This is a genomic window from Paenarthrobacter sp. NPDC092416 (assembly GCF_044755025.1).
In the GTDB taxonomy this organism is placed as follows: Bacteria; Actinomycetota; Actinomycetes; order Actinomycetales; family Micrococcaceae; genus Arthrobacter.
Genome location: NZ_JBIVQG010000011.1, coordinates 118394 through 141509, shown reverse-complemented (window position 1 = coordinate 141509; position 23116 = coordinate 118394). Strand labels below are relative to the sequence as shown.

20 protein-coding genes are annotated in these 23116 nt (G+C 63.4%); 6 read left to right on the top strand and 14 right to left on the bottom strand.

All coding sequences use genetic code 11. The features are described from left to right. Nucleotides 1-43: 43 nt before the first annotated feature. The 3 genes from acnA to ACIQC5_RS18650 form a co-directional block, all read right to left on the bottom strand. Nucleotides 44-2851 (bottom strand): aconitate hydratase AcnA, encoded by a 2808-nt coding sequence (gene acnA, locus ACIQC5_RS18660; RefSeq protein ID WP_400285759.1) that lies wholly within the window; start codon nt 2849-2851, stop codon nt 44-46. Between the two features lie 236 nt (nt 2852-3087). After that, a complete protein-coding gene (locus ACIQC5_RS18655; RefSeq protein WP_400285756.1) occupies nt 3088-4455 on the bottom strand; it encodes a class I SAM-dependent RNA methyltransferase in 1368 nt (455 codons plus the stop codon). Next, nucleotides 4452-6428 carry an APC family permease gene (locus ACIQC5_RS18650; RefSeq protein WP_400285753.1) on the bottom strand — a complete coding sequence of 659 codons (1977 nt, stop codon included), beginning with the start codon at nt 6426-6428 and terminating at the stop codon, nt 4452-4454. The genes ACIQC5_RS18655 and ACIQC5_RS18650 overlap by 4 nt, the downstream gene beginning before the upstream one ends. 115 nt (nt 6429-6543) lie before the next feature. Between ACIQC5_RS18650 and ACIQC5_RS18645 the strand changes: the two genes are divergently transcribed. Together ACIQC5_RS18645 and ACIQC5_RS18640 are read left to right on the top strand one after the other, a co-directional pair. Further along, nucleotides 6544-7215 carry a potassium channel family protein gene (locus ACIQC5_RS18645; RefSeq protein WP_400285751.1) on the top strand — a complete coding sequence of 224 codons (672 nt, stop codon included), beginning with the start codon at nt 6544-6546 and terminating at the stop codon, nt 7213-7215. Then, nucleotides 7215-7949, top strand: a complete 735-nt coding sequence (locus ACIQC5_RS18640) for a potassium channel family protein (protein WP_400285748.1) — start codon at nt 7215-7217, stop codon at nt 7947-7949. The genes ACIQC5_RS18645 and ACIQC5_RS18640 overlap by 1 nt, the downstream gene beginning before the upstream one ends. Here ACIQC5_RS18640 and ACIQC5_RS18635 read toward each other — a convergent pair. From ACIQC5_RS18635 to dut, 4 genes are all read right to left on the bottom strand, one after another. Then, nucleotides 7916-8662 (bottom strand): DUF3159 domain-containing protein, encoded by a 747-nt coding sequence (locus ACIQC5_RS18635; RefSeq protein ID WP_400285745.1) that lies wholly within the window; start codon nt 8660-8662, stop codon nt 7916-7918. The two genes, ACIQC5_RS18640 and ACIQC5_RS18635, sit on opposite strands and share 34 nt — an antisense overlap. Next, nucleotides 8659-9030 (bottom strand): hypothetical protein, encoded by a 372-nt coding sequence (locus ACIQC5_RS18630; RefSeq protein WP_400285742.1) that lies wholly within the window; start codon nt 9028-9030, stop codon nt 8659-8661. Before ACIQC5_RS18630 ends, ACIQC5_RS18635 begins: the two co-directional genes overlap by 4 nt. Next, entirely contained in the window at nt 9023-9793 is a 771-nt protein-coding gene (locus tag ACIQC5_RS18625) for a DUF3710 domain-containing protein (protein WP_400285739.1), read from the bottom strand. Before ACIQC5_RS18625 ends, ACIQC5_RS18630 begins: the two co-directional genes overlap by 8 nt. 110 nt (nt 9794-9903) lie before the next feature. Continuing rightward, the gene (gene dut / locus ACIQC5_RS18620; RefSeq protein WP_400285737.1) at nt 9904-10431 is read right to left on the bottom strand and encodes a dUTP diphosphatase; all 528 of its coding nucleotides are present in this window, start codon (nt 10429-10431) and stop codon (nt 9904-9906) included. A 62-nt stretch (nt 10432-10493) separates the two neighbouring features. Here dut and ACIQC5_RS18615 point away from each other — a divergent pair, with 62 nt between their 5' ends. Beyond that, nucleotides 10494-10985 carry a DUF3093 domain-containing protein gene (locus tag ACIQC5_RS18615; RefSeq protein WP_400285734.1) on the top strand — a complete coding sequence of 164 codons (492 nt, stop codon included), beginning with the start codon at nt 10494-10496 and terminating at the stop codon, nt 10983-10985. Between the two features lie 12 nt (nt 10986-10997). On the opposite strand, the gene ACIQC5_RS18610 is transcribed toward ACIQC5_RS18615, so the two are convergent. Further along, a complete protein-coding gene (locus tag ACIQC5_RS18610) occupies nt 10998-11297 on the bottom strand; it encodes a DUF4193 domain-containing protein (protein ID WP_400285731.1) in 300 nt (99 codons plus the stop codon). A gap of 288 nt (nt 11298-11585) precedes the next feature. On the opposite strand from ACIQC5_RS18610, the gene sepH reads away from it, so the two are divergent. Next, nucleotides 11586-13001: a septation protein SepH gene (sepH, locus tag ACIQC5_RS18605; protein WP_400285728.1), complete on the top strand. Its 1416-nt coding sequence runs from the start codon at nt 11586-11588 to the stop codon at nt 12999-13001. Here sepH and ACIQC5_RS18600 read toward each other — a convergent pair. From ACIQC5_RS18600 to ACIQC5_RS18585, 4 genes are read right to left on the bottom strand one after another with little or no spacing between them, the layout of a single operon-like run. Next, a complete protein-coding gene (locus ACIQC5_RS18600) occupies nt 12998-13720 on the bottom strand; it encodes a thymidine kinase (protein WP_400285725.1) in 723 nt (240 codons plus the stop codon). The two genes, sepH and ACIQC5_RS18600, sit on opposite strands and share 4 nt — an antisense overlap. Further along, nucleotides 13713-14906, bottom strand: coding sequence for an alkaline phosphatase family protein (locus ACIQC5_RS18595; protein WP_400285722.1), 1194 nt, complete (start codon nt 14904-14906; stop codon nt 13713-13715). Before ACIQC5_RS18595 ends, ACIQC5_RS18600 begins: the two co-directional genes overlap by 8 nt. Nucleotides 14907-14926: 20 nt before the next feature. After that, nucleotides 14927-15652 (bottom strand): DUF5998 family protein, encoded by a 726-nt coding sequence (locus ACIQC5_RS18590; RefSeq protein WP_400285719.1) that lies wholly within the window; start codon nt 15650-15652, stop codon nt 14927-14929. 57 nt (nt 15653-15709) lie between these two features. After that, on the bottom strand, nt 15710-18397 hold the full coding sequence (locus ACIQC5_RS18585) for a GNAT family N-acetyltransferase (RefSeq protein ID WP_400285716.1): 2688 nt from the start codon (nt 18395-18397) through the stop codon (nt 15710-15712). Nucleotides 18398-18452: 55 nt separating this feature from the next. Here ACIQC5_RS18585 and ACIQC5_RS18580 point away from each other — a divergent pair, with 55 nt between their 5' ends. Then, nucleotides 18453-20984 carry a DNA topoisomerase (ATP-hydrolyzing) subunit A gene (locus ACIQC5_RS18580; RefSeq protein ID WP_400285713.1) on the top strand — a complete coding sequence of 844 codons (2532 nt, stop codon included), beginning with the start codon at nt 18453-18455 and terminating at the stop codon, nt 20982-20984. Between the two features lie 81 nt (nt 20985-21065). Here the strand turns inward: ACIQC5_RS18580 and ACIQC5_RS18575 are convergent, their stop codons facing one another. Further along, nucleotides 21066-21449 carry a VOC family protein gene (locus ACIQC5_RS18575; protein WP_400285710.1) on the bottom strand — a complete coding sequence of 128 codons (384 nt, stop codon included), beginning with the start codon at nt 21447-21449 and terminating at the stop codon, nt 21066-21068. A gap of 128 nt (nt 21450-21577) precedes the next feature. Between ACIQC5_RS18575 and ACIQC5_RS18570 the strand changes: the two genes are divergently transcribed. After that, nucleotides 21578-22096 carry a DinB family protein gene (locus tag ACIQC5_RS18570; RefSeq protein ID WP_400285707.1) on the top strand — a complete coding sequence of 173 codons (519 nt, stop codon included), beginning with the start codon at nt 21578-21580 and terminating at the stop codon, nt 22094-22096. On the opposite strand, the gene ACIQC5_RS18565 is transcribed toward ACIQC5_RS18570, so the two are convergent. Further along, nucleotides 22093-23109 carry a GNAT family N-acetyltransferase gene (locus tag ACIQC5_RS18565; RefSeq protein WP_400285705.1) on the bottom strand — a complete coding sequence of 339 codons (1017 nt, stop codon included), beginning with the start codon at nt 23107-23109 and terminating at the stop codon, nt 22093-22095. The two genes, ACIQC5_RS18570 and ACIQC5_RS18565, sit on opposite strands and share 4 nt — an antisense overlap. Between the last annotated feature and the right edge of the window lie 7 nt (nt 23110-23116).

Sequence of the window (23116 nt, the reverse complement as noted above, 5' to 3'; positions counted from 1 at the left end):
CCGGAGCTGCTTGGAGTCACCTCCGCTTAAGCCTCAACGGCTCCTAGGCGGAGATCTGACGCAAAACGTACTGCAGGATGCCACCGTTGCGGTAGTAGTCCGCTTCACCCGGGGTGTCGATGCGCAGAACCGCGTCGAAGGACTTGGCGCTGCCGTCCTCGGCCGTTGCCGTGACCTTCAACGTCTTCGGCGTGGTGCCGTTGTTCAGCTCGGTGACGCCTTCCACGGCAAACGTTTCCGTACCGGTCAGGCCCAGCGTTGCGGCGGACTCACCAGCGGGGAACTGCAGCGGGAGGACGCCCATGCCGATCAGGTTGGAGCGGTGGATGCGCTCGTAGCTCTCGGCGACGACGGCCTTGACACCAAGAAGCGCGGTGCCCTTGGCTGCCCAGTCACGGGAAGAGCCGGAACCGTATTCCTTGCCTGCCAGGACAACCAGCGGCGTTCCCGCAGCCTGGTAGTTCTGGGCGGCGTCGTAAACGTAGGCCTGCGGCGCACCTTCCTGGCTGAAGTCGCGGGTGAAGCCACCCTCGACGCCGTCCAGGAGCTGGTTCTTGATGCGGATGTTGGCGAACGTGCCGCGGATCATGACTTCGTGATTACCACGGCGTGAACCGTAGGAGTTGAAGTCCTTGCGCTCCACTCCGTTGGCCAGCAGGTACTGGCCTGCCGGGGTGTCCGACTTGAAGGAGCCGGCCGGGGAGATGTGGTCCGTGGTGACGGAATCGCCAAGCTTCAGGAGCACCCGGGCACCTGCGATGTCCTTGACGGGATCCGGCTGCGCCTTCATGCCTTCGAAGTATGGGGGCTTCCGCACGTAGGTGGAGTCCTCGGCCCAGGCAAAGGTGTCGCCTGCCGGGGTGTCGAGTGCCTTCCAACGGTCATCGCCGTCGAAGACGCCTTCGTAGCCCTTGGCAAACATGGCCTCGTCGATCGAAGAGTCGATGACTTCCTGCACCTCGGTGGGGTTCGGCCAGATGTCCTTCAGGAAGACCTCGTTGCCGTCCGAGTCGGTACCGAGGGAATCGGTGTCGAAGTCGAAGTCCATGGAACCGGCCAGGGCGTAAGCGATGACCAGCGGCGGGGAGGCCAGGTAGTTCATCTTGACGTCCGGGTTGATGCGGCCTTCGAAGTTGCGGTTACCCGAGAGGACAGCCGTCACTGAGAGGTCGTTGGCCTGGATGGCTTCGGAGATCTCGGGCTCCAACGGACCGGAGTTACCGATGCAGGTGGCGCAACCGTAGCCCACGATGTAGAAGCCAAGCTTCTCCAAGTAGGGGGTCAGGCCGGACTTCTCGTAGTAGTCCGTGACAACCTTTGAGCCTGGTGCGACCGAGGTCTTGACCCACGGCTTGGAGGTAAGGCCCTTGTCCACGGCGTTGCGGGCGAGAAGCGCAGCTGCCAGCATGACCGAAGGGTTGGACGTGTTGGTGCACGACGTGATCGAAGCGATCGACACAGCACCGTGGTCCAGCTCGAACTCGCGGCCATCGGCGGTCTTCACGTGCACCGGCGAGGACGGGCGGCCGTGCGCACCGTTGGCGGCGGACACAACGCGTGCCGTCTCCGTCGTGTGCGAATCGGCGTGCGTGAACGACGGTGAATCGGAAGCCGGGAAGGACTCGTCCAGGGATTCGTCCACGCTGCCGTCTTCAATGGAGACGTAGTTGTGGATGTCCTTGCGGAACTGCTCCTTGGCATCCGTGAGCTCGATGCGGTCCTGGGGACGCTTCGGGCCGGAGATGGACGGAACGACGGTGGACAGGTCCAGCTCGAGGAACTCGGAGAAGCGCAGTTCGCGGGAGGGATCGTGCCAGAGGCCCTGTTCCTTGGAGTACGCCTCCACAAGTGCGACGTTCTCTTCCGAGCGACCGGTGAGGCGCAGGTATTCCAGAGTGACGTCGTCGATCGGGAACATGGCAGCCGTGGAACCGAATTCCGGGCTCATGTTGCCGATGGTGGCGCGGTTGGCCAGCGGCACTGCGGCAACGCCTTCACCGTAGAACTCTACGAACTTGCCCACAACACCGTGCTTGCGCAGCATTTCGGTGATGGTCAAGACGACGTCGGTAGCGGTAGCGCCGGCCGGGATGCTGCCGTTGAGCTTGAAGCCAACAACGCGGGGAATCAGCATGGAGACGGGCTGGCCGAGCATGGCTGCCTCGGCTTCGATGCCACCAACGCCCCAGCCCAGGATGCCCAGGCCGTTGACCATGGTGGTGTGCGAGTCGGTACCGACGCAAGTGTCAGGGTAAGCGCGAACAACGCCGTTGACCTCACGGGTCATAACGGTGCGGGCCAAGTACTCAATGTTGACCTGGTGGACGATGCCGGTTCCAGGAGGAACAACCTTGAAGTCGTCGAACGCAGTCTGTCCCCAACGCAGGAACTGGTAGCGCTCACCATTGCGCTGGTATTCGATCTCCATGTTGCGCTCCAGTGCGCCGGAGTTACCGAAGGCGTCGATCTGGACGGAGTGGTCGATGACCATTTCGGCGGGTGCCAGCGGGTTGACGCGCTTGGGGTCACCGCCGAGTTCCTTGACGGCTTCGCGCATGGTGGCGAGGTCGACGACGCAGGGCACGCCGGTGAAGTCCTGCATGATGACTCGGGCCGGGGTGAACTGGATTTCCGTGTCGGGCTCCGCATTGGGGTCCCAACCGGCCAGGGCGCGGACGTGGTCAGCCGTTATATTGGCGCCATCCTCAGTCCGCAGGAGGTTTTCAAGCAATACCTTGAGGCTGAACGGAAGGCTGTCTGCGCCCTCTACGGAGTTCAACCGGAAAATTTCATAATCGGTGCCGGCTACATTCAGTACGCCTTTGGAACCGAAGCTGTCCACAGTGCTCATGGCAGGACTCCTCTCGCAACAGTTTCATCTTTGTCGCGTGGTTGGCCGCTAGCCAGTTAGGCGCACCTTACTTAGCCGGGCGGCACATCTCTTGTGATCATCCCGGCGCGCGACGCAGGAGTACGCGAAGCGGGACTACTAGCCCCATCGTAGTGGCATACATCTCCAATGGGGCATAGCAGCGGCATCATGCCGGCGCCGCCCGCCGCGCCACGACTGGGCGGGCGGCACGTCCCCTAGGCTGCGGGGACGATCAGGCCCACCGTTTCCAGATGGTGCGTATTCGGGTAGAGGTCGAAGGCCCGCAAGGATTCAAGACGCCAGCCACCTTGGTGAAAGTAACCCAGATCACGCGCAAACGACGCCGGATCGCAGGACACATAAGCGATCGCACGCGGCCCGGAAGCCATCAACTGCTTCACTACGGCCTTGCCGGCCCCGGCGCGTGGAGGATCCAGCACTACGGAATCGAAGTTCCGCTCACGCTGATGCAAGACGCGTTCCACCCGTCCTTGCACGATTTCCACCTGCGCTTCACCGTGCAGGTTCTTGCGGGCATCCCGGCTGGTTCCAGGCGCACCCTCAACGGACAGAACGGATCCTGTGACGCCCACGGCATCCGCCAAGGGCGCAGTAAACAGTCCTGCGCCAGCGTACAAATCAGCGACGACGGCACCCGGCTGCAGGTATCCGCCGCCGGCGAGGTAGCCGGTCACTGCGTTCACCAAAGTGTCAGGGGCATCTTTGTGGATCTGCCAGAAACCCTCGCCCGTGACGCGATACTCGTGGCCGGCCGCCGACTCCTGCACCCACGTACGGCCCCGCAACTGCAGGACTTCGCCCTTGGTGGGATCGAAGCTGGCAACGGAGACCTCATGCGGCAGCTGGGACAGGATGCTGTGCAGCCGCTTGGGACTGGTGGATTCTTCCGGAGCGAGAAGTACCAAAGGTCGTGAACCGTTGGCGGGGACAGCCACCTCCACCCTGGCGATGCCGCCGAGGTCAATGTCCCACAGCTTGAGTTCGTTGATTCCCGGAAGCGCCAGCGGCATCTCCTTCACGGGAATCACGACGTCGGAGCGGTGCGCGTGCATGCCCAGCCGCCCTTTGTCCGACACAGCAAAACTGGCGCGTGTCCGCCAGCCCAGCCCGTCGCCGTCGTGATCTCCTACCGGCTCAACTTCTGTGGTGAGGTCCAGACCGGCAAGCCGCTTCAGCTGCTCCGCAAGGACCTCTGCCTTCAGCGCGCGCTGGCGCCGCAGCGAGATGTGGCCCAGTTCGGCGCCGCCTACCGGCGGACCGCCATGGCGCCAGGAAGCGAGCGAGTCGGCAAGCTTCCAGAAGTGCGGCACCCGGTCGGGAGAAGCTTCCAGGACTTCGACGACGTCGGCACGCCAGAAGCGCGACGACTCGCCGGAGTCGGTCAATCGGACGCGGACCTTCTCCCCCGGGATGCCATGCCGGACGAAAATAACGCGGCCTTCATGCCGGGCGACGAAGTGCCCGCCGTGGGCGATCGGACCAATGTCAACGACCACTTCAGTACCCGGCGAACCGTGGCCTCCGTTGTGCTCAGTGTGGGGGGAAATGCTGTTGGAGGTCATTGAGTATCCTGCAGTGCCTTTGCTTCTTCGGACGACTTCAGCTGCCATGGGACGCTGGCAACCATGACTCCAGGTTCGAAGTGGAGCCGAGTCTTGATTCTGAGTGCGGTCTGGTTGTGGACGAGTTGTTCCCACCACTTCCCCACGACGTACTCGGGGATATAGACCACGATGAGGTCACGCGGAGAGTCGCGCCGCATGTTCTTGACGTACTCCATGATCGGCGTGACCGTTTCGCGGTAAGGACTGGCCAAAACCGTCAGTGGAACGGGAATTTCCAGCTTTTCCCAGTCCCGGACGGTGTGTTCGGTCTCTTCGGAGTTGATGTCCACGGTAATCGCATCCAAGCGGGATGGCCGTGACGCGCGTGCGTACGCCAGCGCGCGGAGGACCGGCTTGCGGACGTGGGAAACCAGCAGAACAGCGTGGACGCGGGTGGGCAAGGCGCGCGGGGACGAGTCTTCATCCACTGCCAGTTCCTTGGCCACATTGTCGTAGTGCGCCCGAATGCTCCACATGATGAGGAACAGGACGAACATGGCCAGGAGGGCAATCCAGGCACCTTGCTCGAACTTGGTGATCAGGACAATGACCAGGACCAGCGCCGTCATTCCGAAGCCCACCATGTTGATGGTGCGGGACTTTATCATCCTGCGGCGAACGGCTTTGTCACGGGCGAGCTTCAGTTCACGGCCCCAGTGCCGCACCATGCCGAGCTGGCTGGCCGTAAAGGAAATAAAGACGCCCACGATGTACAGCTGGATCAGCTTGGTGACGTCCGCGTTGAAAGACAGGATCAGGACGAGGGCCCCGGCTGCCAGAGCCAGAACGCCGTTGCTGAAGGCGAGCCGGTCGCCTCGGGTCCGCAACTGGCGGGGAAGGTAGCCGTCCTGCGCCAGGATCGAACCAAGAACCGGGAAACCATTGAAGGCCGTGTTGGAAGCGAACACCAGGATGACGCCGGTTGCGGCCACCACGATGTAGAACGGAATGGAGCCTGCACCGAAGATCGTGTCAGCGATCTGGCTGATGGCCGGGTTCTGGATGTAGTCCTCCGGCAATGGCTTGCCGTCCACGAGGAATTCCCTGGCCGGATCCAGGACGATGTGCACCTTGGTGGCGTTGGCCAGGTAGAGGATGCCAGCCAGCATCGCGGCTGCGATGGCACCGAGAAGGAGCAGCGTTGTGGCCGCGTTCTTGCTCTTGGGCTTCTGGAAGTTGGGGACGCCATTGCTAATGGCTTCGACACCGGTCAAAGCCGCAGCGCCTGAGGAAAAGGCACGCAAGAGGAGGAAAGCCCCAGCGAGCCCCACCAGGCCCTCGTCAAAGCCTTCCTCGGGCACGATCGTAAAGTTGGCGGACGGGGCCTCCCCCAACTGCCCGGTGATGGCCTGGAAAATTCCGACGGCCGTCATGCCCAGGATCGAGGCCATAAAGATGTACGTGGGCACAGCAAAGACCGAGCCGGCTTCCTTGATCCCGCGAAGGTTGACCAAGGCAAGAATGACCACCCCTACCGTGGCGATCAGCGCTTGTTGCCCGTGAAGGGACGGAATGGCTGTGGTGACGTAGGCGGCGGCCGACGACATCGAGACGGCCACGGTCAGAACGTAGTCCACCAACAGGGCAGAGGCCACGGTCAAGCCTGCATATTTGCCGAGATTGACGTTGGCAATCTCGTAATCTCCGCCTCCCGAGGGGTAGGCGTGGACGTTTTGGCGGTAGGAGGCCACTACTGTGAGCAACACCACCATGACGGCAAGGCCAACAAGTGGGGAGAACGCCACGGCGCTGACGCCGGCCAAAGCCAGTGTGAGCAGGATTTCATCCGGCGCGTACGCCACGGAGGACAACGCGTCCGAGGCGAAAATCGGCAAGGCGATGCGTTTGGGCAGCAGGGTATGGGACAAACGGTCGTTCCGGACCGGCCGGCCCACCAACACGCGCTTCGCGGCATTCAGAATGGTCAACACTCCGCAAAACTACTCTGATTCCCCAGCGATGTCATGACGGCGGTCCACACCATGTACCGAACGCCCCGGTAAAGTCATACGGAGCGGCAATGACAAAGACTATTGAGGAGACACGGTGGCTCACTTCGTGATCATGGGTTGCGGCCGTGTGGGCGCAACCCTGGCACACACTTTGGAAGATGCCGGCCACTCAGTGGCCATCATCGATCAGGACGAGCGGGCCTTCCGCCGTTTGCGCAACACGTTCACCGGGCGCAAGGTTACCGGCGTCGGCTTCGACCGGGACACCCTCAAGCAGGCCGGCGTCGAAGAAGCATATGCCTTCGCTGCGGTTTCCAGTGGTGACAATTCGAACATCCTCGCCACCCGCGTGGCACGCGAAACGTTCCACGTGGCCCACGTCGTGGCGCGCATCTATGACCCGGGCCGGGCGGAAATCTACCAACGCCTCGGCATCCCCACAGTTGCGGCTGTCCGTTGGAGCGCCGACCAGGTCCTGCGACGAATCCTTCCCGAGCAGCACCTGGCGGGCGACTACAGGGAGCCGTCGGGTCGTCTGATACTGGCGGAAGTCGACCTCCACGACGGCTGGATTGGACGCCCCCTCACCTCCATTGAAACCGCTGCGGGAATCCGTATTGCCTTTCTGACGCGGTTTGGCGAAGGCCTGTTGCCCACGGCAGGAACCGCCTACCAGGAAGGCGACACCGTCCACGCCATGTTGAGCCTGGACCGTACCTCCGAGATCACCCGTGCTCTCGCAAAAGCACCCGCCAAGGAGTCGTAGTGAAAGTTGTGATTGTTGGCGCAGGCAGCGTCGGCTCGTCCATTGCGCGTGAGCTCTTGGCCCACAACCACCAGATCCTGCTCATTGACCTCAAGCCGGAAGTCATTGGGCGCAGTGGTCTTCGTGGCGCCCGCTGGTTGGTGGGTGACGCGTGCGAACTCAGCACCCTGCAGGACGCCAAACTTGAGGATGCCGACGTCGTGGTCTCTGCCACAGGCGACGACAAAGTCAACCTGGTGGTGTCGCTCCTCGCCAAGACTGAATTCGGCGTTGGTCGGACAGTGGGGCGCGTCAACAACCCCAAGAATGACTGGATGTTCAACGATTCCTGGGGCGTCGACGTCGCGGTCAACACGCCGCAGCTCATGACGGCATTGGTCGAGGAAGCTGTGGAAATCGGCGACATCGTGAGGCTGTTGACGCTTCAGACCGGTGTGGCCTCGATCGTGGAATTCACGGTCCCCCACGACTCGCACGTCATCGGGAGCACTGTTGGCGGGATCGAGTGGCCGGAGGACGCCACCCTGGTAGCCATCCTGCGCGACCAGGCGCCCATTACGCCCAGCCGGGACGATGTCCTCGACGGCGGCGATGAACTCTTCTTCGTCACAACGATCGCCGCCGAAGACGGCTTGCGCGCCCTGCTGTCTCCCGCGTCAATGGCCGGTCAAGGCCCGCGCGGAGGTACGGAGATGGCCGATCAGGCCGCCGACGACGACGGCTTCGACGGCTGATCCTCGGAACCGGTCCGTGGGGCCGGCTTGGTCAAAAGCCACGCCACCCACAGACCCAGGATGTACAGCGGGGCCCCCATCAGGAGCCGGGTGGTGGCCAACGCTGTCAGCCCGGACTCGCCCATGAAGTAGAGCGGCACCTGCACCACGAGCCGCAGCGCCAACACGGCAACTACAACCCAGGTGCCCAGTTTGTACGCCCGCAACCGCTCCGGATCCTTGCGCCAGTCGAGTCCTTCATTGCGGACAAAACCGAACAACAGGCCCGCGATCGGCCATTTGAGGACGATCGAAAGCACCATTCCTGCGATATACGCGAGGTTGGTAAAGAAGCCGAGCACATAGAAGTCCTCTGCCTTACCGGTAGTGTTCGCCAGCCAAGCAGAGATCCCCACGCCCACAATGCCGGCAAGGGCCTGGGTGAGTGGTCGTCGCTGCACCAAACGCGCCACGGTAAAGATGGCCGCGGCAGCGAGGGCAGCAACCAACGAAACCGTCAGGTCCCGCACGATCGTGAAGGCCACCAGGAACACCAGGCCGGGCAGGATGCTCTCGGCAATGCCCTGGACACCTCCGGCCGATTTGAGAATGTCCACGTGGCCCGCGCTGTTCCGGTGAAGCCCAGCCTTTTCGGCGTAACCCGAGGCAAAATCCGAGATGCGCGGCCCCTGCGGTCCATTCTCTGAGGGGTCGGACTTTGCGGGGTCGGTCATAGGTGCTCCTGACGGGAAAGAATTTCGTAGCGTGGATTGAACATGGCCGGCATGCCGTTGAGCTGCGTGACCATTCCCTTGAGTTGAAGCTCCACGCCCGCTTCGATCCCGGGAACCCGGTCCCGGCCCAGCCAGATAACGCGAAGGCGCTCAGTTGGCTTACGGGCTCCCCCAACAGCCACCGTGCTGTGCATCAAGGCGTCCACTACCACGGCAGAGAAGAATGGCTGCTCGCTGGGCGGCTGGTGCGTGACGGACTCAATGAACCCCGTGCACGTTGCCCTCCCGCGGGCAGGGAGATCACGAACCCCCTGCCGGGCGGGCGGCTGCTGGCCTGGAGCTTGGCGACCGCCGGAAACTTCAGCCAATCTGGGTGATCTCCGGACCGCGCTCCGGCTGGTGCAGCGCCGGCCCGCCTTGCGGTGCACCCTCCGGCGCGGTTTGCGGTGCGCCACCATGGCCAGGAGCTGCAGCGTCCTTGGGCAGTCGCAACTGAAGCAGCTCGCGCGGCGGCATGGGGTTGTCGCCGCGCACCACCACGACGCGCCGGAAGAGATCCTCCAGGCCGGCCGCGGCATCGCGGTCAAGGGCTGCTTCGCCACCGAGGACACCACGGAGGAACCACCGTGGTCCGTCGACGCCCATGAAGCGGGCAGCACGGTAGCCGCGGCTGCCATCTGCCGCTTCCGCGGGTAGCTTGGCGACGAGTTCCTTACCGAACGTTCCGGAAATTTCCTCAGTTTCACCGCCCTGGCTGGCCACGGACTGGCCAATTTGCTCGCGGATCTCGTCCCACAAGCCTTCCGAGCGCGGCGCGGCAAAGGCCTGGAGTTGCAGGCTGGAACCGGCGAGGTCCATGGTCACCGCGACAACGCGCTGCGTGGCTTCTTCGACTTCGAGGCGCAACTGCAGGCCCTCGGTCGGGGCGATCAGCAACGCGCCGAGATCGACGTAGCCGTCGCGGTTGTCGATTTCATCTACGTCCCACGGACCCTTGCCGAGTCGGAAGTCGCCCTTGATCCCGGTCTCGCCGGATTCCGGGTTTCGCGCCTCGGCATCGTCTGTTTCTTCGACGGTGCGGGCGGTTTCCGACCGCTCGGCCTTGGACTTCTTGCCGCGCCCAAAAAGCATTGGGTTTTCTCCTTAGTAGTGGTCTATCCCCAAGTAAACCGCAACCACGCTTAACAACTGGAATGCTGCAGACCCGCGGTCCGTGCTGCACCCTGTGGTGTGTGGATTGTCTAGGCTACCGGTGCGTTGAAGCCCCCGGTGGAACCGAAGCCCCCGGTCCCACGGACGGAATCGGACAGCTCATCGACGGCGACGAAGCTGGCGTACTCGACCCGCTGAATCACCATTTGGGCAATTCTATCGCCGCGCTTGAGCTCGATGGCGTCGTTCCGGTCAGTGTTCAGCAAGGTGACGGCGATTTCCCCGCGATAGCCTGCGTCCACTGTTCCGGGGGCGTTGACCACCGTGAGGCCATGCTTGGTGGCCAGGCCGGAACGCGGGTGGATCAATGCCACGAAGCCATCAGGCAGCGCGATGGAAACGCCGGTCGGGACGAGTTTGCGTTCGCCCGGGGCCAGGTACACATCCTCGCGGGCCCGCAGGTCCGCTCCGGCGTCACCAGGGTGCGCGTAGGACGGCGCCTCCAGCCCGGCGTCGAGCATTTTCAGCTGCACTTCCAAAGTAGGGGCGCCGTACTCTGCGGTGGATTCTGCCGTCGTGGCGGCATTGGAATTGATGACTGCGGTCTCGTTGCTCACAGTCGTCCATTCTACGTGGCCGTGCGCATCGGACGCCTGCGTTCGGCGGATAAGCTGGACCCATGCCTACGCCTGACCAGTCCGCACCTGTGCCTGCCCCGAACAATCCTTCCTCGTCCGAGGTTCTCTTCTCAGAGAAACTGTGGCCCACGGTATGGATCTGGGTTGTGGTGGTGGGCTTGTCAGCAGCCGGCATCCTGATGTTCTCGCCGATCAGTCCGACGGCCGGAATTATTGCCGCCCTGGTGCTGCTGGCGATCATGACAGTGCTGCTGATGACGTCAACGCCCACCATCACGGTGACGCAGGAGACACTGCAGGTGGGGCGGGCAACCATCGATCGCAAATTCGTCGGCACAGTGGAGGCGTTCCGCAAGGAGGAGGCCACCGCAGAGCGTGGCCCCCGCCTGAACGGACTGGCTTACATGTGCTTCCGTGGTTGGATCGATCCTGTCGTCAAGATCCAGATCACTGATCCTGCAGACCGCACCCCCTACTGGCTGGCGTCTTCCCGCAGGCCGGAAGAGCTGGTAGCTGCACTGACGTCGCGGTAGTTCCCGTCCGACTCAGCTCTCACACTCTGTGCAGTACAAATGGCCATCCTTTTCCCTGGCAATCTGGGACCGGTGTTTGACCAGGAAGCAGTTGTAGCAGGTGAACTCATCAGCTTGGGCCGGCATCACCTGAATGAGGAGTTCCTCGCCGGAGAGGTCCGCTCCGGGCAGCTCGAAGCCGTCCGCAAGGTCTGTTTCATCAACATCCACCGCCGAGGATTGCTTCCCTGACTGGCGCGTCTTGAGTTCCTCGAGCGAGTCCTCACTGACGTCTTCCTCGGTCTTTCGTGGGGCATCATAATCCGTGGCCATGGTCCCTCGTTGTCCTCCCATTCACTTCGGGTTGGATCCGGGCCTGGCGGGAATGCACCCGCCTCCGGTGTAAGGGTGTAACGCCGAACGCCCCGGATTTGTGCCCGATATCGGCCAGATTGTCCTCCCCCGGCGGGCAAAAGTCCAGAGCCGCCGCTTGGGTCGTTTGGACCCCGGATCCGGCCACTTTCGGCGGAATATCACGGCACGCCCTTTGTCCTAGTAGGAAAAGGCCACCGCGGGTGGCAGAGTTTCGAATGTCAGTTATGCCATGTGGTGGAGGGTGTTATGCAGGATCTACGACTGGTAGGCGTCCACGACGACGGCGGCCATCTCCTCTTGAGTGGTCCCGGCGGTGCGATGTTCCAGCTCCCGATCGACGAAGCCCTTCGCGCTGCCGCCAGCCGGACCCCGGCCCAAGTGGCGGCGCGCGCGTCCATCACGCCTGTTGCCATGTCCCCCAGGGACATCCAATCCCGGATCCGCAGCGGTTCGACGGCGGCTGACGTCGCCGAACTCTCTGGGCTCCCCTTGGCCAATGTTCAAAGGTACGAAGGCCCGGTCCTGGCTGAGCGCGAGTACGTGGCACAGCAGGCCCGGAACATTGAGGTTGCCGCGCCGGCTCCGGGACACGACATCTATCGCTCAGTTTTTGGCGATAACCCGGCCACCCTGGGCGAAATGGTCAGACACCGGTTGTCCGCCCACGGCATTGATGCTTCCACGGTTGAATGGGACTCATGGCGTCGGCCGGACGGTTCCTGGACCGTCGTCGCCCGCTTTGAAACGGTTCCGGGCGCGCACGGGAGCATCGGCGAAGAGCCACCCGCCATGTGGACGTTCAGTCCGCAGCGGAAGTCTTTGCAGAATGCCAACCGTTGGGCCCAGCAGCTCAGTGAGCTCGAACCGTTGGATGGTCCTGTGCCGGCGCGCCGCCTCGCGGCAGTCTCCGACCGGCCGTTCGATTTTGAGACCGATGCCGAGACGGCTGCCCGGGCTTCGGCCAAGGAATCGGACAGCCTCCTTGAGATGTTGCGGTCCCGCCGGGGCCAGCGCCTCGGAGTCGACGAGGACGGCGATGACGCCCTGGCAGTCCTGCTCAGCAATGGCGTCCCTGCCGCCCACCCGCGGCCCACGGAAGAAGAGTCCGGGGCCACAGCGGAAGCCGATGATGCCGACGACGCATCGGAAGCGAACGTCCCTCTGGCGGCCGAACCCGCCCGCAAGGATGGACGCCCTTCCATGTTGTCGCGGTTGACCCTTGCGCCGCGACACTTCGAGACCCACGACGACGGCGACGATTCCCTCAAGCTTCACGACGGCGTCAGCACCGAGACCCGCGAGATTACCGTGGTGGCCAGTCCTTTGCGTCCCGTCACCTCCCTGCATGAACGCAAGCCCGCAGCGTCGGATAACCAGGACGAGGCAGCTCCCAGGGACACCTCCGACGGCCAGCATCACGTCCAGCGGGCTGGACTGGACGAACTACTGGGCGGTGCACTACGGCACGAAACGCCCTCCGGTAACGATCACGGCGGCAGCGGGCGCCACGGCGCAGACCACGAGGGAAGCGTTGAAAACGACGGCCAGGGCCGGGACGGACAGAAGGACGCTGACGTTCCAGTGGAGCGCCAGCCGTCCCGCCCCAAGCGCTCCAGCATTCCCAGTTGGGACGAGATCGTCTTCGGGGCACGCGGCGACTAGCGGCGCAACTCCCCGGCGCCTGGCCAGAGGCACGCATCAACGTCGAATGGCAACGGCTGATCTGTTCCTGCCATGAGATGCGCCCCGTGCGCGGTGACTCGCCGCATGTAATGACGCCGGCACAACGTTTCGTAGCCAATCTCGCCGGTCACGCGGCCATGGTGGTCCGAAGAACGCCCGACGTCGTCCATCGCTACGTCTCCGACCATCACCTGTTCGCCTTCCACCACCATGATGCCGTCCACTGTGCGGGCATTCTGGGTGGCCCGGCGGCCACACCAGCACAGAGCCTCGACCTGCAGAACCTGCACCCTGTCCGCCAACTCAATGAGTCGTTGCGAGCCGGGAAACAAGCGAGTACGGAAATCGGACGTGATGCCGAACGCGAAAACATCCACGTCCATCTCATCCACGACCCTGGCCAACTGCTCCACCTGTGACGCCGAGTAGAACTGGGCTTCGTCGCAAATGAGGTAATCCACGCGCAGCCCACTGGTACGCCGGACCACTACTTCATCCCAGAAGTCCGTCGCGTCGCCAACTTCCACTGCGTCAGTCTGGAGCCCCAGCCGGCTGGAGATGGTTGAATCTCCGGCGCGGTCGTTGCAGCTGAAGCGCACTCCACCCCGGCCGCGTGCACGGTGGTTGTGGTCCATTTGAAGGGCGAGGGTGGACTTCCCACAGTCCATGGTGCCCGAGAAGAAGACCAGTTCAGCCACGTTTGCCCTTCTTGCCTGCGGCGGGGAAGCACACCAAGGGGACCTCACGTTCGGCCTTGGTCAGGGAACCGTGCTGGCCCACCACTTCCAGTGCCGTGGGACGGACCCTACGGGTGTCGTACAGGGCAAGGGTGTCGCGCGCGGCGATCATGACGTCGCCAATGCGGGGTGCCGCCTCGGCACGCACGTCACCGAAGAGCCCGTGGTCAGTCGCCTGTTCGCGTGTGAAGACCCAGATGCGTTCTCCAAACCGGCTGCGCCAGGCGGCCATGAGCGACTCTCGGTGTTCTGCTCCGGCGTCGGGTTCCATGTACAGGTGAACCATGCGCGGTTCTCCGGCAGTGTGCCTGACTCCGGCAATGAGGGACTCGTCGATTGAGTAGTCGATGCGCTGTGACTCCGGCACGTCCAGCATGCCGTGGTCACCTGTCACCAGGATGGTGGTTCCGGCAGGAAGAGTTGCAGACAGCCGCTTAACCGTGGAATCGAGTTCTTCGAGCTGGTGCTCCCAACGATCCGACTGGCATCCGTAGCGGTGACCAGCCTTATCAAGTTCGTTGACGTAGAAGTACATGAGGGACCGCCCACCCCCGGACATGGCCTCCGCTGCGGCCGCTGTGCGGGCATGCAGCGTGGTACCACCCACAAAGCGGCTACCACGCAGGGCTGCCTGCGTCATCGGCGAATTGCCGAACTGCGGCAGGCTCACAGTCACGACATCAAGCTCCGCCGCCGTGCGTTCAAAGACGGTGGCATACGGCTGCCACTGAACGGGATCCACGCGGGCGTCCCAGTTACCCAGGAGGTTGACCACCTTGTCCTGCGCGGGGTCGAGGACGTCATAGCCCACCATGCCGTGCTGGCCGGCGGAGAGGCCTGTACCCAGGCTGGCGAGCGAGGCTGCCGTAGTGCTGGGGAAGGCAGCGTCGATCCACGTGGGGACCTGCCCCTGGCTTCCGGACATCACGGAACGGAGGAACGGTGTATGCGAGGCCTTCTGCTTGAGGAGGCCACGGCCCAGGCCATCGGCAAGGACAACGCAGATTCGCTGGGTCGCCGGAAGGTTGAGGTGGTTGGTGAAACCGGAAACGCCGAGACTCGCAGCGGCGCTCGTGAAAACCTCCGCAATCGACTTGCTGCCGAACAGCGGCGGCGACGGGAGATCGGCTGCGGGGGCGGTGTCCATCTGGTCCTGTACTGGCAAGCTCAACGCTGGTGTCCGCGGCTGAGGCGGTTGCTGAACACTCCGGACCGGGGCCTGGGCGCGGGGATGCTCGTGTGCTGGACGGGTGTCGGGTTGCCCGTGTTGACGGCGCGCAATGCGCGGGCGAACACTTTGGCGTCCTGGACAGCCTGGAGCCCGTCAGCTTCCGCGCTGATGCGCAGCACAATGTCTTCCTGGGCGATGGTGCCGCTGTAGCCATGATCGGCTTCGCATTGTGGGTCGCCGCAACTGGCGGGGCCCATATCCAGGCGCTGGCCGCCGGACCACGCGATGGATACTGTGAGCTCACGCACGGGATCGGACGGCTTGTAGTCCTGGGGCTGCGAGTACATGTAGCTCAGGACGACGGAACGGATCTGCGCAACCGGCACGGATTCCGTGGAAATCTGCGCAACGATCTGCTCGCCGGCCTCGTCCAGTTGCTGGTCGTCGACGTGCGTGATGACCAGCATGTCCTCGGTCAGCACCAGAACAGTGATGTGCCTGCGGACCTCGGCGCGGTCAAAGTGTGTTTCCAGGTGCACCAGGTGGGAAAGGCAGTCACGGCCGTCCAAGGCGTCGTCCACAACATCCGCCACCAGCCGGGGGTAGAAACCAGCTTGCTGCAGCGCCTGGTCCAGGCTCTGTCCCTGCGAGCTGTGGTTGTGCGCGGTGTGATGCCCGGTGTTGGACGGACGGGACTGAGGCGTCGGGGACTGGGTAGTCATTCCCCCATTTTCACAGATCGGGTGAGGACTTCCTAACCGCGACCGAAGGCACGAGGGCTAGCTGCGCATCGCCCGGCGGGCACTGTCTGTGCGCTGTGCTGCATTGCCAATCCACACCTCAGCGCCGAGCGTGATGGCACCGGCAGGACCGGCAAGGACAGGGTTGAACTCCACCAAAGCGATCCCAGGGTGGTCGTCTTTCAGCTTCGCCAAGCGGGCAGCGATATCTTCGAGGGCACTGACGTCCACGGCCGGCAAGCCTTGGTAGCCAAACAGTTTTCGGGCGGCCTTGGGCGAACGGATGATGTCGTGCAGGTCGGCGCCGGACAGGGGTGGCACGCGATGGGCCCAGTCATCCAAGAGGTTCACCGCGTCACCCGCCAGTCCAAAGGACACCACCGGACCCAGCAACGGATCCTCGATCGCGCGGAAAGTGCACGCCTGGCCCACAGGCGCCATGGCTTGGATTTCCAGCGACGGCGAACCGAAAGGCTCAAGTGCGCGCCTCATCTGGGCAATGTTCTGCCGCAGCGAATCCGCGTCCTGAATGTCCAGCCGCACTCCACCCAGATCCAAACGGTGCCTCAGCGCAGGATCGGTGGTTTTGAGTACCACTGGCCAGCCGAGACCTTCGGCGGCCTCCACGGCCTGGTCAGCAGTTTCGAAGCCGACCGTTGGCATGACAGTGATTCCGTACCGTGCCAACAAAGCCGCGGCCGATCCGGCGTCGAGCTTCACCAGTTTCTCGCCGGTCACGGCGGCAAGTATTGAGTGCAGGGCCTCCCGGGTCCCGTCGACGTCGCAGGCTTCGGGCTCGACGAACAGCCCTTGGTCCCGATCGCGCCACTGGGCATAGCGGACGATCGCGGCCAGCGCGGCCACTGCGGCACCGGCATTGGAGAAGCATGGCAATGAAGGTTTGCCAGGCTCCCCCACGAGTCCTTCCACATGCACGGAGGGATCCAGGATGCCGGCAAACGCCGCCACGACAGGCTTGCCCGCTTCTGCTGCGCACTCCGCCAGGACCGCGGCGAGTGCATCCGGTGTCAGGCCTCGAGCCGGAAGCATCGCCGCCACGACTGCGTGGACGGCGTCGTCTGCAAGGCTTGCCTGCAGGCTGGCGCGCAGGGCCGGAAGCGCGACTGACATGCCGGCGTCGAGGTCCACGTCCGTCACGATCCGGTTCACATCCAGCCCCAAGGGACCGGCGCTGTCTGCCACAACATTGCCCAGCGCCACCGAGTTCGAGTACACCGCCACGCCCGGGCCTGCAGGCAGTGCCTGCGTGGACACGATCTGCGCGATGTCCATGAGCTGCTCGATGGTTTCCACGCGGATAACGCCGGATTGGCGCATCATGGCATCCACCGCGGCAGACGGCGCCTGGGTGGTGCGCACCTCGTGGCCAGGGGGCAAGCGCAGGCCAGTGACATCGGACTTTGCAACGATCACCGGCTTGCTTCGCGACAGCCTTCGGGCCAGGCGCGAGAATTTTCGGGGATTTCCGATCGATTCAAGGTAGAGGCCCACGGCGGAGGTATCCGCGTCGTCCTCCCAGTACTGCATGGCATCGTTGCCCGAGACATCGGCGCGGTTACCGGCAGAAAGGAACGAAGAGAGGCCCAATCGGCGTCGGCTCGCTGCCGCGTATACCGCTACACCAACAGCCGCGGATTGGCTGAACAGTCCCAGTCCGCCGCGGACCGGCATGCTCGGAGCCATGGAAGCGTTCAGGGAGACCGCGGGATGGGTATTGAGGATGCCCAGCGACTCCGGGCCAATGACGCGCATGCCGTTTGCCCTGGCGCGCCGCACCAGTTCGTGTTGCCGCGCCAGTCCACGCTCACCGTCGTCGGCGAAACCGGCGGTGGCCACCACAATGCCCTTGACTCCGGCGGCAGCGCAGTCGTCCACCACCTTGGAAACTTCCTCATAGGGCACGGCGACAATGGCGAGTTGGACGGGACCGGGAATCTCCGACAACCGCGCAAAAGAAATCATCCCGGCCAGTTCGAACGCCTCGGGATTCACGGCATAGACAGGCCCCTGGAAGCCGCCTTCGATGATGTGCTCGAGCAGTTGGTAGCCAACCGTTCCCCACTTGCGGCTCGCCCCAATGACGGCGACGGACGACGGCGCCAGCAAGTCGCGCACGCTGCGCGCCTCTGCGCGGTGCTCCCGGGATTCCATCACGGCACGGGATTTTTCCGTGGGGTCGATATTGAACTCGACGCTCACCACGCCGTCGTCGAACTGGCGTTTGAGATCGTACCCGGCGTCCGCGAATACCATGAGCATTTTCCGGTTTTCCGGCAGGACCTCAGCGGTGAAGCGCCGGATTCCGTTCTCCCTTGCGGCGACCGCCAGGTGTTCAAGCAGGATCGAACCGATGCCCCTGCCCTGTTGGGCATCGGAGATATTGAAGGCGACCTCGGCTTCTGCGGGATCATCGAGGCGGTCGTAGCGGCCGACACCCATGATTTCGCCGCCAATGGTTATGACGAAGGCCACGCGATTGATATGGTCCACTTCCGTGAACCGCCGGACTTCCTTACCGGAAAGCTTCGGTTTGAAAGAGAAGAACCGCATGTAGATGGAGGCCTGCGACTGGCCCGCATGGAAGGCCTGAAGGGCATCCGCGTCTTGTGGCCGGATGGGGCGGAGGTGGGCTGTTCCGCCGTCGCGCAGGACGACATCGGCCTCCCAATATTCCGGATAAATGCCGACGTCGGGCTGATCCACCATAGGCTTAGCCTAGCTAAAACATCCGCAGTACAACTTTCAAGGATCCACCGACCCCATGGCCCGCAGCCAAACTCCCGCACGCAAAGGCGAACCGCTCGGCGATTTCACCGAGACGATCGTCGACATCGACGTCACTTCCGAGATGGAGGGCTCCTTCCTGGAGTACGCCTATTCGGTGATCTATTCGCGCGCCCTCCCGGACGCCCGTGATGGTTTGAAGCCTGTACAACGGCGCATTCTCTACATGATGGCTGACATGGGCTTGCGCCCGGACCGCGGCCACGTCAAGAGCGCGCGCGTAGTGGGCGAGGTCATGGGAAAGCTCCACCCCCACGGTGACACCGCCATCTATGACGCCATGGTCCGGATGGCCCAGGACTTTTCCCTGCGCCTGCCACTGATCGATGGCCACGGCAACTTCGGCTCGCTCGACGACGGCCCTGCAGCTCCGCGTTACACCGAGGCCCGCTTGGCGGCGGCAGCTTTGACCATGACCGACCACCTCGATGAAGATGTGGTGGATTTCGTCCCGAACTACGACAACCAGTTGATGCAGCCGGAGGTCCTGCCGGCCGCTTTTCCGAACCTGCTGGTCAACGGCACCACGGGTATCGCGGTTGGCATGGCCACGAACATGGCACCGCACAACCTTGTTGAGGTCATCGCTGCAGCACGGCACTTGATCGCCAACCCGGACGCCACGCTTGAGGACATCATGAGGTTCGTCCCCGGACCGGATCTCCCCACGGGGGGCCGGATTGTGGGCTTGGACGGAATCCGTGATGCCTACGCCACCGGCCGTGGCTCGTTCAAAACACGCGCCAAGGTTGAAGTGGAGCAGCTCTCTGCCCGCCGCACCGGCTTGGTGGTGACCGAACTCCCCTACATGGTGGGTCCGGAAAAGGTCATCGAGAAGATCAAGGACGCCGTCAACGCCAAGAAGCTGACCGGCATCAGCGACGTCGTGGACCTGACCGACCGCAACCATGGCCTACGCCTGGTGATCGAGCTGAAGAACGGCTTCAACCCCAACGCCGTGCTCCAGCAGCTGTACCGCTATTCGCCCATGGAAGATTCGTTCGGCATCAACAACGTCACGCTGGTGGATGGACAGCCGCAGACGCTGGGCCTGCTGCAGCTGCTCCAGGTGTACGTGGGCCACCGCCTGAACGTGGTTCGTCGTCGTACTGCGTACCGCCTCGGCAAGAAGAAAGACCGCCTCCACTTGGTGGAGGGCCTGCTCATCGCGATCGTGGACATCGACGAAGTCATCCAGATCATCCGGTCCTCCGATGAAGCCGCTGCTGCCCGCGAACGGCTCATGTCCATCTATGACCTCACTGAGATCCAGGCCAACTACATCCTGGAACTGCGGTTGCGGCAGCTCACCAAGTACTCACGCCTTGAGCTGGAGAAAGAGCAGGACGAACTCCGTCGCGAAATCGAGGCACTTGAGGCCATCCTGGGATCCGATGAACTGCTCCGGGATCTGGTGTCCGGCGAACTGGCCGAGATCGCCGAAAAGTACGGCACGCCACGCCGGACGGTACTGCTGGAGTCCGAGGCCGTCTCTCCCACCGTTGCTGCCGCACTCGCAGCGGCTGCTCCGGGCCCCAAGGGCAAGACCGCAGCCCTCCCGCTGGAAATCCCGGACGATCCCTGCTGGGCCTTGCTCAGCGCCTCAGGGCAGATTGCCCGGACGTCCAACCAGGAGCCTCTCGCCGAGGCAGGTCCGCGAACCAAGCATGATGTCTTCCGCTCGGTGGTGAAAACCACCGCGCGCGGCGAAATCGGGGCGGTCACGTCTTCGGGTCGAATGCTGCGTCTGCAGGTGATGGACATGCCGACGTTGCCCCCGGTATCAGGGCTTCCCAATCTGGCCGGTGGCGTGCCTGCCAAGGACTTCATCACCCTGCTCAAGGGTGAGGCGTTGATAGCTTTTGTTCCGCTGGATGTGATTCTGGCCGTCGGCACAGTCCAAGGCATCGTCAAACGGGTTCAGCCGGACTATCCGCTGAACCGCGAAGACTGGGAAATCATCGCGCTCAAGGACAAAGACTCTGTGCTGGCCGTGGAGCCCGCGCAGGAGGACGACGTCGACATCGTCTTCCTGACCAAGCAGGCACAGTTGCTCCGGTTCAGTGCGTCCAACGTCCGCCCGCAGGGCCGTACGGCAGGCGGGATGGCCGGTATCAAGCTTGCGGCCGGAGACGAAGTCATCCACTTCGGCACCGTGCGCGCGGACGATCCCGCCGCCGTCGTCGTGACCATCGCCGGAACCATGGGTGCCCTGCCTGGCACAGCGCCCGGAACCGCGAAAGTGACTGCCTTTGAGGAGTATCCGGCCAAGGGCCGGGCCACCGGAGGCGTCCGGGCGCACCGCTTCCTCAAGGGAGAAGACACGCTGCTGTTGGCGTGGGCAGGACATGGTCCAGCGAAAGCGTCGTCAGCCGCGGGCGTTGCACGCGCCCTCCCGCACGAGCACGGCCGCAGGGACGGTTCCGGTGTGCCGCTGTCGCAGCCGGTGGAAGCGATTGGCGCCAGCATGACGTGGGCTGAACCGGCCGCAGTCGACGCTGCAGAGTAGGACATCACAGGAGGGCCGGCGGTTGGAAACCGCCGGCCCTCCTGTTGCCATGGCACTCCTGGGGCCACTTTCCGGCATGGGCTAGCCGGTTTGGTTGAGGCTCAGAATGTTTCCCTCAGTGTCGAGGAACCATGCTGCGGCGGTTCCGTCGGGCATCGTTGCGATCCCGTTCTCGGTCTTCAGCCCGGGGAAATCGTAGTCCTCAAACACAACTCCCTTGTCGCGCAATTCCGCAACTGACGCAGCGATGTCGCTGACCATCCAGCCCATCTGCGTGTTCTTTGCAGTGCCCGCGTTGGGTGTCTGGTACAGGAAGAAACCTGTGCCATCCCCACACTTGTACTGGAGGTTGTCGTCCGCATCCGGATTATCAGGTTCGAGCCCGAGCTTTTCGCTGTAGAACGCGCGGGCCCGGCCTATATCCTGTGCCGGTAGGACGGCACCCACTTGCTGATCCTTTAGCATGTTTTTCTCTTTCCGGCTCTCCCCCCGGAACGAACTTTACTCCTGGACGATCAGGAAGTAATCGGGAAACGGCGGCCTATTTCCCGCACCGGCCGCTGTTCGCTTCCGTGACGCCTTAGACTGGCCGCATGCCGATCATCCCTGACGAAAAAGACTGGACCTGGGTGCTGTCCAGACCGTGCCCCGAATGCGGTTTTGACGCTTCAACGGTGACCCCTTCCACGGTGCCCGGCACCGTGGTGAATATGCTTCCGCGATGGCGTGCCGTTCTTCGTCGCGAGGACGTCGCTGTTCGTCCCAACGAGCACACGTGGTCTGCCCTGGAGTACGCCTGCCACGTCCGGGACGTCTTCAGCCTTTTCGACCAACGGCTAAACCTCATGTTGAGCGAGGACGACGCCGCCTTCGCGAACTGGGACCAGGACCAGGCTGCGATCGACGCCGACTACGGCTCACAGGATCCACGCACCGTGGCTGACGAAGTAGTGGCCGAAGGTGAGCAGATTGCAGAGTCCTTTGCCCGCGTGGTGGAGGATGACTGGCAGCGGACGGGCAAGCGAAGCAACGGTTCAGTCTTCACCGTCCTGACGTTCGCGCAGTATTTCCTGCACGACGTCGTCCATCACCTGCACGATGTGGATGGTTAGAGAAGCTTCTCCCACGTCATGCTGCGGTTTACGGGCTGGTAGCCCATCCCCAGGTACAACGCCAAAGCGCCGGTGGGGTTGGCCGAATCCACGTCGAGCGAGGCAATGTCCATACCCGCGTCCTTGAACCGTCGCATCGCGTCGGCGAGCAATGCTTGGGCGATGCTGCGTCCGCGGAAGGCCCTCCGGACACCCAACAGCTCCGTGTAACCCTCTTTGAAACCCCTGGCTGCGGCGGAATCGGGATCGTAGCTTGCCAGTTGGTAGCCCGCCACTTCGCCTGTTGCCCGGTCAATCGCCACGGCGCTCCAGTCGTGCCTCGCTGAGGGTTCCTCCATGGTGAACCTCCATGCTTCCCTGTCACGCGGTTCGCTCCCCCAGTGATCCCTGAAGGCGTCATTGTGGGCCAGACGAACGGCCTCGTGAAGCGTCGGATCAAGGGGTTTCAGTTCCAAGCCGGGTTCGAGTACGATCTCCGGCGCAGGAACTGTCAGAGGCCGATGCATTTCGTTGAACCAACGCACCGTTTGGTAGCCGTGCGCCTCAAAGAGCGCTGCCTGATGGTGGTGCTGCTCTTCGGTCAGGATCCGCAGACGGGGTGGCGACGTTGTGTGTCCGGCGGCGGTATCGGCATGGAACCGCGCCCGCGCGCTCTCCTCCTGCCACGCCAGCACTGCCGTTCCGATGCCTTTGCGTTGCCAGTCGGGATCCACACACCCCATGCCGGTGGCTTTGTCTCCCGCGGGGTTCTTGACGATCCGCCCGTAGGCGCGTGCCACGCCGTCGGAGTCGATGCCCAACAGCGTGCTCGTCCGGGGATCGTTCTTGGTGGACTCCAGGACGTGGACAAGGTCACCGCGCTTCTCGAACCAGACGGGATGTTCGACGGCGGCAGTCCGGGCGATCAGCCCGGCCCAGTTGTCGAGGTCCCCGGTGGTGGCGGCTCGCCACGTCAGTCCTGTAGCTGTGACATCGGGCAGGGCACGGGGTTGCGGTTCGGCGTCGAAAGGCATGCCAACA

Excerpts from the sequence above, each read along its gene's own strand:
- ACIQC5_RS18615 (WP_400285734.1), top strand. The coding sequence starts at position 10,494 with ATGCCTACGCCTGACCAGTCCGCACCTGTGCCTGCCCCGAACAATCCT.
- ACIQC5_RS18580 (WP_400285713.1), top strand. The coding sequence starts at position 18,453 with ATGGCCCGCAGCCAAACTCCCGCACGCAAAGGCGAACCGCTCGGCGAT.
- ACIQC5_RS18635 (WP_400285745.1), bottom strand. The coding sequence starts at position 8,662 with ATGACCGACCCCGCAAAGTCCGACCCCTCAGAGAATGGACCGCAGGGG.
- acnA (WP_400285759.1), bottom strand. The coding sequence starts at position 2,851 with ATGAGCACTGTGGACAGCTTCGGTTCCAAAGGCGTACTGAATGTAGCC.
- ACIQC5_RS18590 (WP_400285719.1), bottom strand. The coding sequence starts at position 15,652 with ATGACTACCCAGTCCCCGACGCCTCAGTCCCGTCCGTCCAACACCGGG.
- ACIQC5_RS18570 (WP_400285707.1), top strand. The coding sequence starts at position 21,578 with ATGCCGATCATCCCTGACGAAAAAGACTGGACCTGGGTGCTGTCCAGA.
- sepH (WP_400285728.1), top strand. The coding sequence starts at position 11,586 with ATGCAGGATCTACGACTGGTAGGCGTCCACGACGACGGCGGCCATCTC.
- ACIQC5_RS18585 (WP_400285716.1), bottom strand. The coding sequence starts at position 18,397 with ATGGTGGATCAGCCCGACGTCGGCATTTATCCGGAATATTGGGAGGCC.
- ACIQC5_RS18625 (WP_400285739.1), bottom strand. The coding sequence starts at position 9,793 with ATGCTTTTTGGGCGCGGCAAGAAGTCCAAGGCCGAGCGGTCGGAAACC.
- ACIQC5_RS18610 (WP_400285731.1), bottom strand. The coding sequence starts at position 11,297 with ATGGCCACGGATTATGATGCCCCACGAAAGACCGAGGAAGACGTCAGT.
- ACIQC5_RS18655 (WP_400285756.1), bottom strand. The coding sequence starts at position 4,455 with ATGACCTCCAACAGCATTTCCCCCCACACTGAGCACAACGGAGGCCAC.
- ACIQC5_RS18575 (WP_400285710.1), bottom strand. The coding sequence starts at position 21,449 with ATGCTAAAGGATCAGCAAGTGGGTGCCGTCCTACCGGCACAGGATATA.
- ACIQC5_RS18565 (WP_400285705.1), bottom strand. The coding sequence starts at position 23,109 with ATGCCTTTCGACGCCGAACCGCAACCCCGTGCCCTGCCCGATGTCACA.
- ACIQC5_RS18595 (WP_400285722.1), bottom strand. The coding sequence starts at position 14,906 with ATGGACACCGCCCCCGCAGCCGATCTCCCGTCGCCGCCGCTGTTCGGC.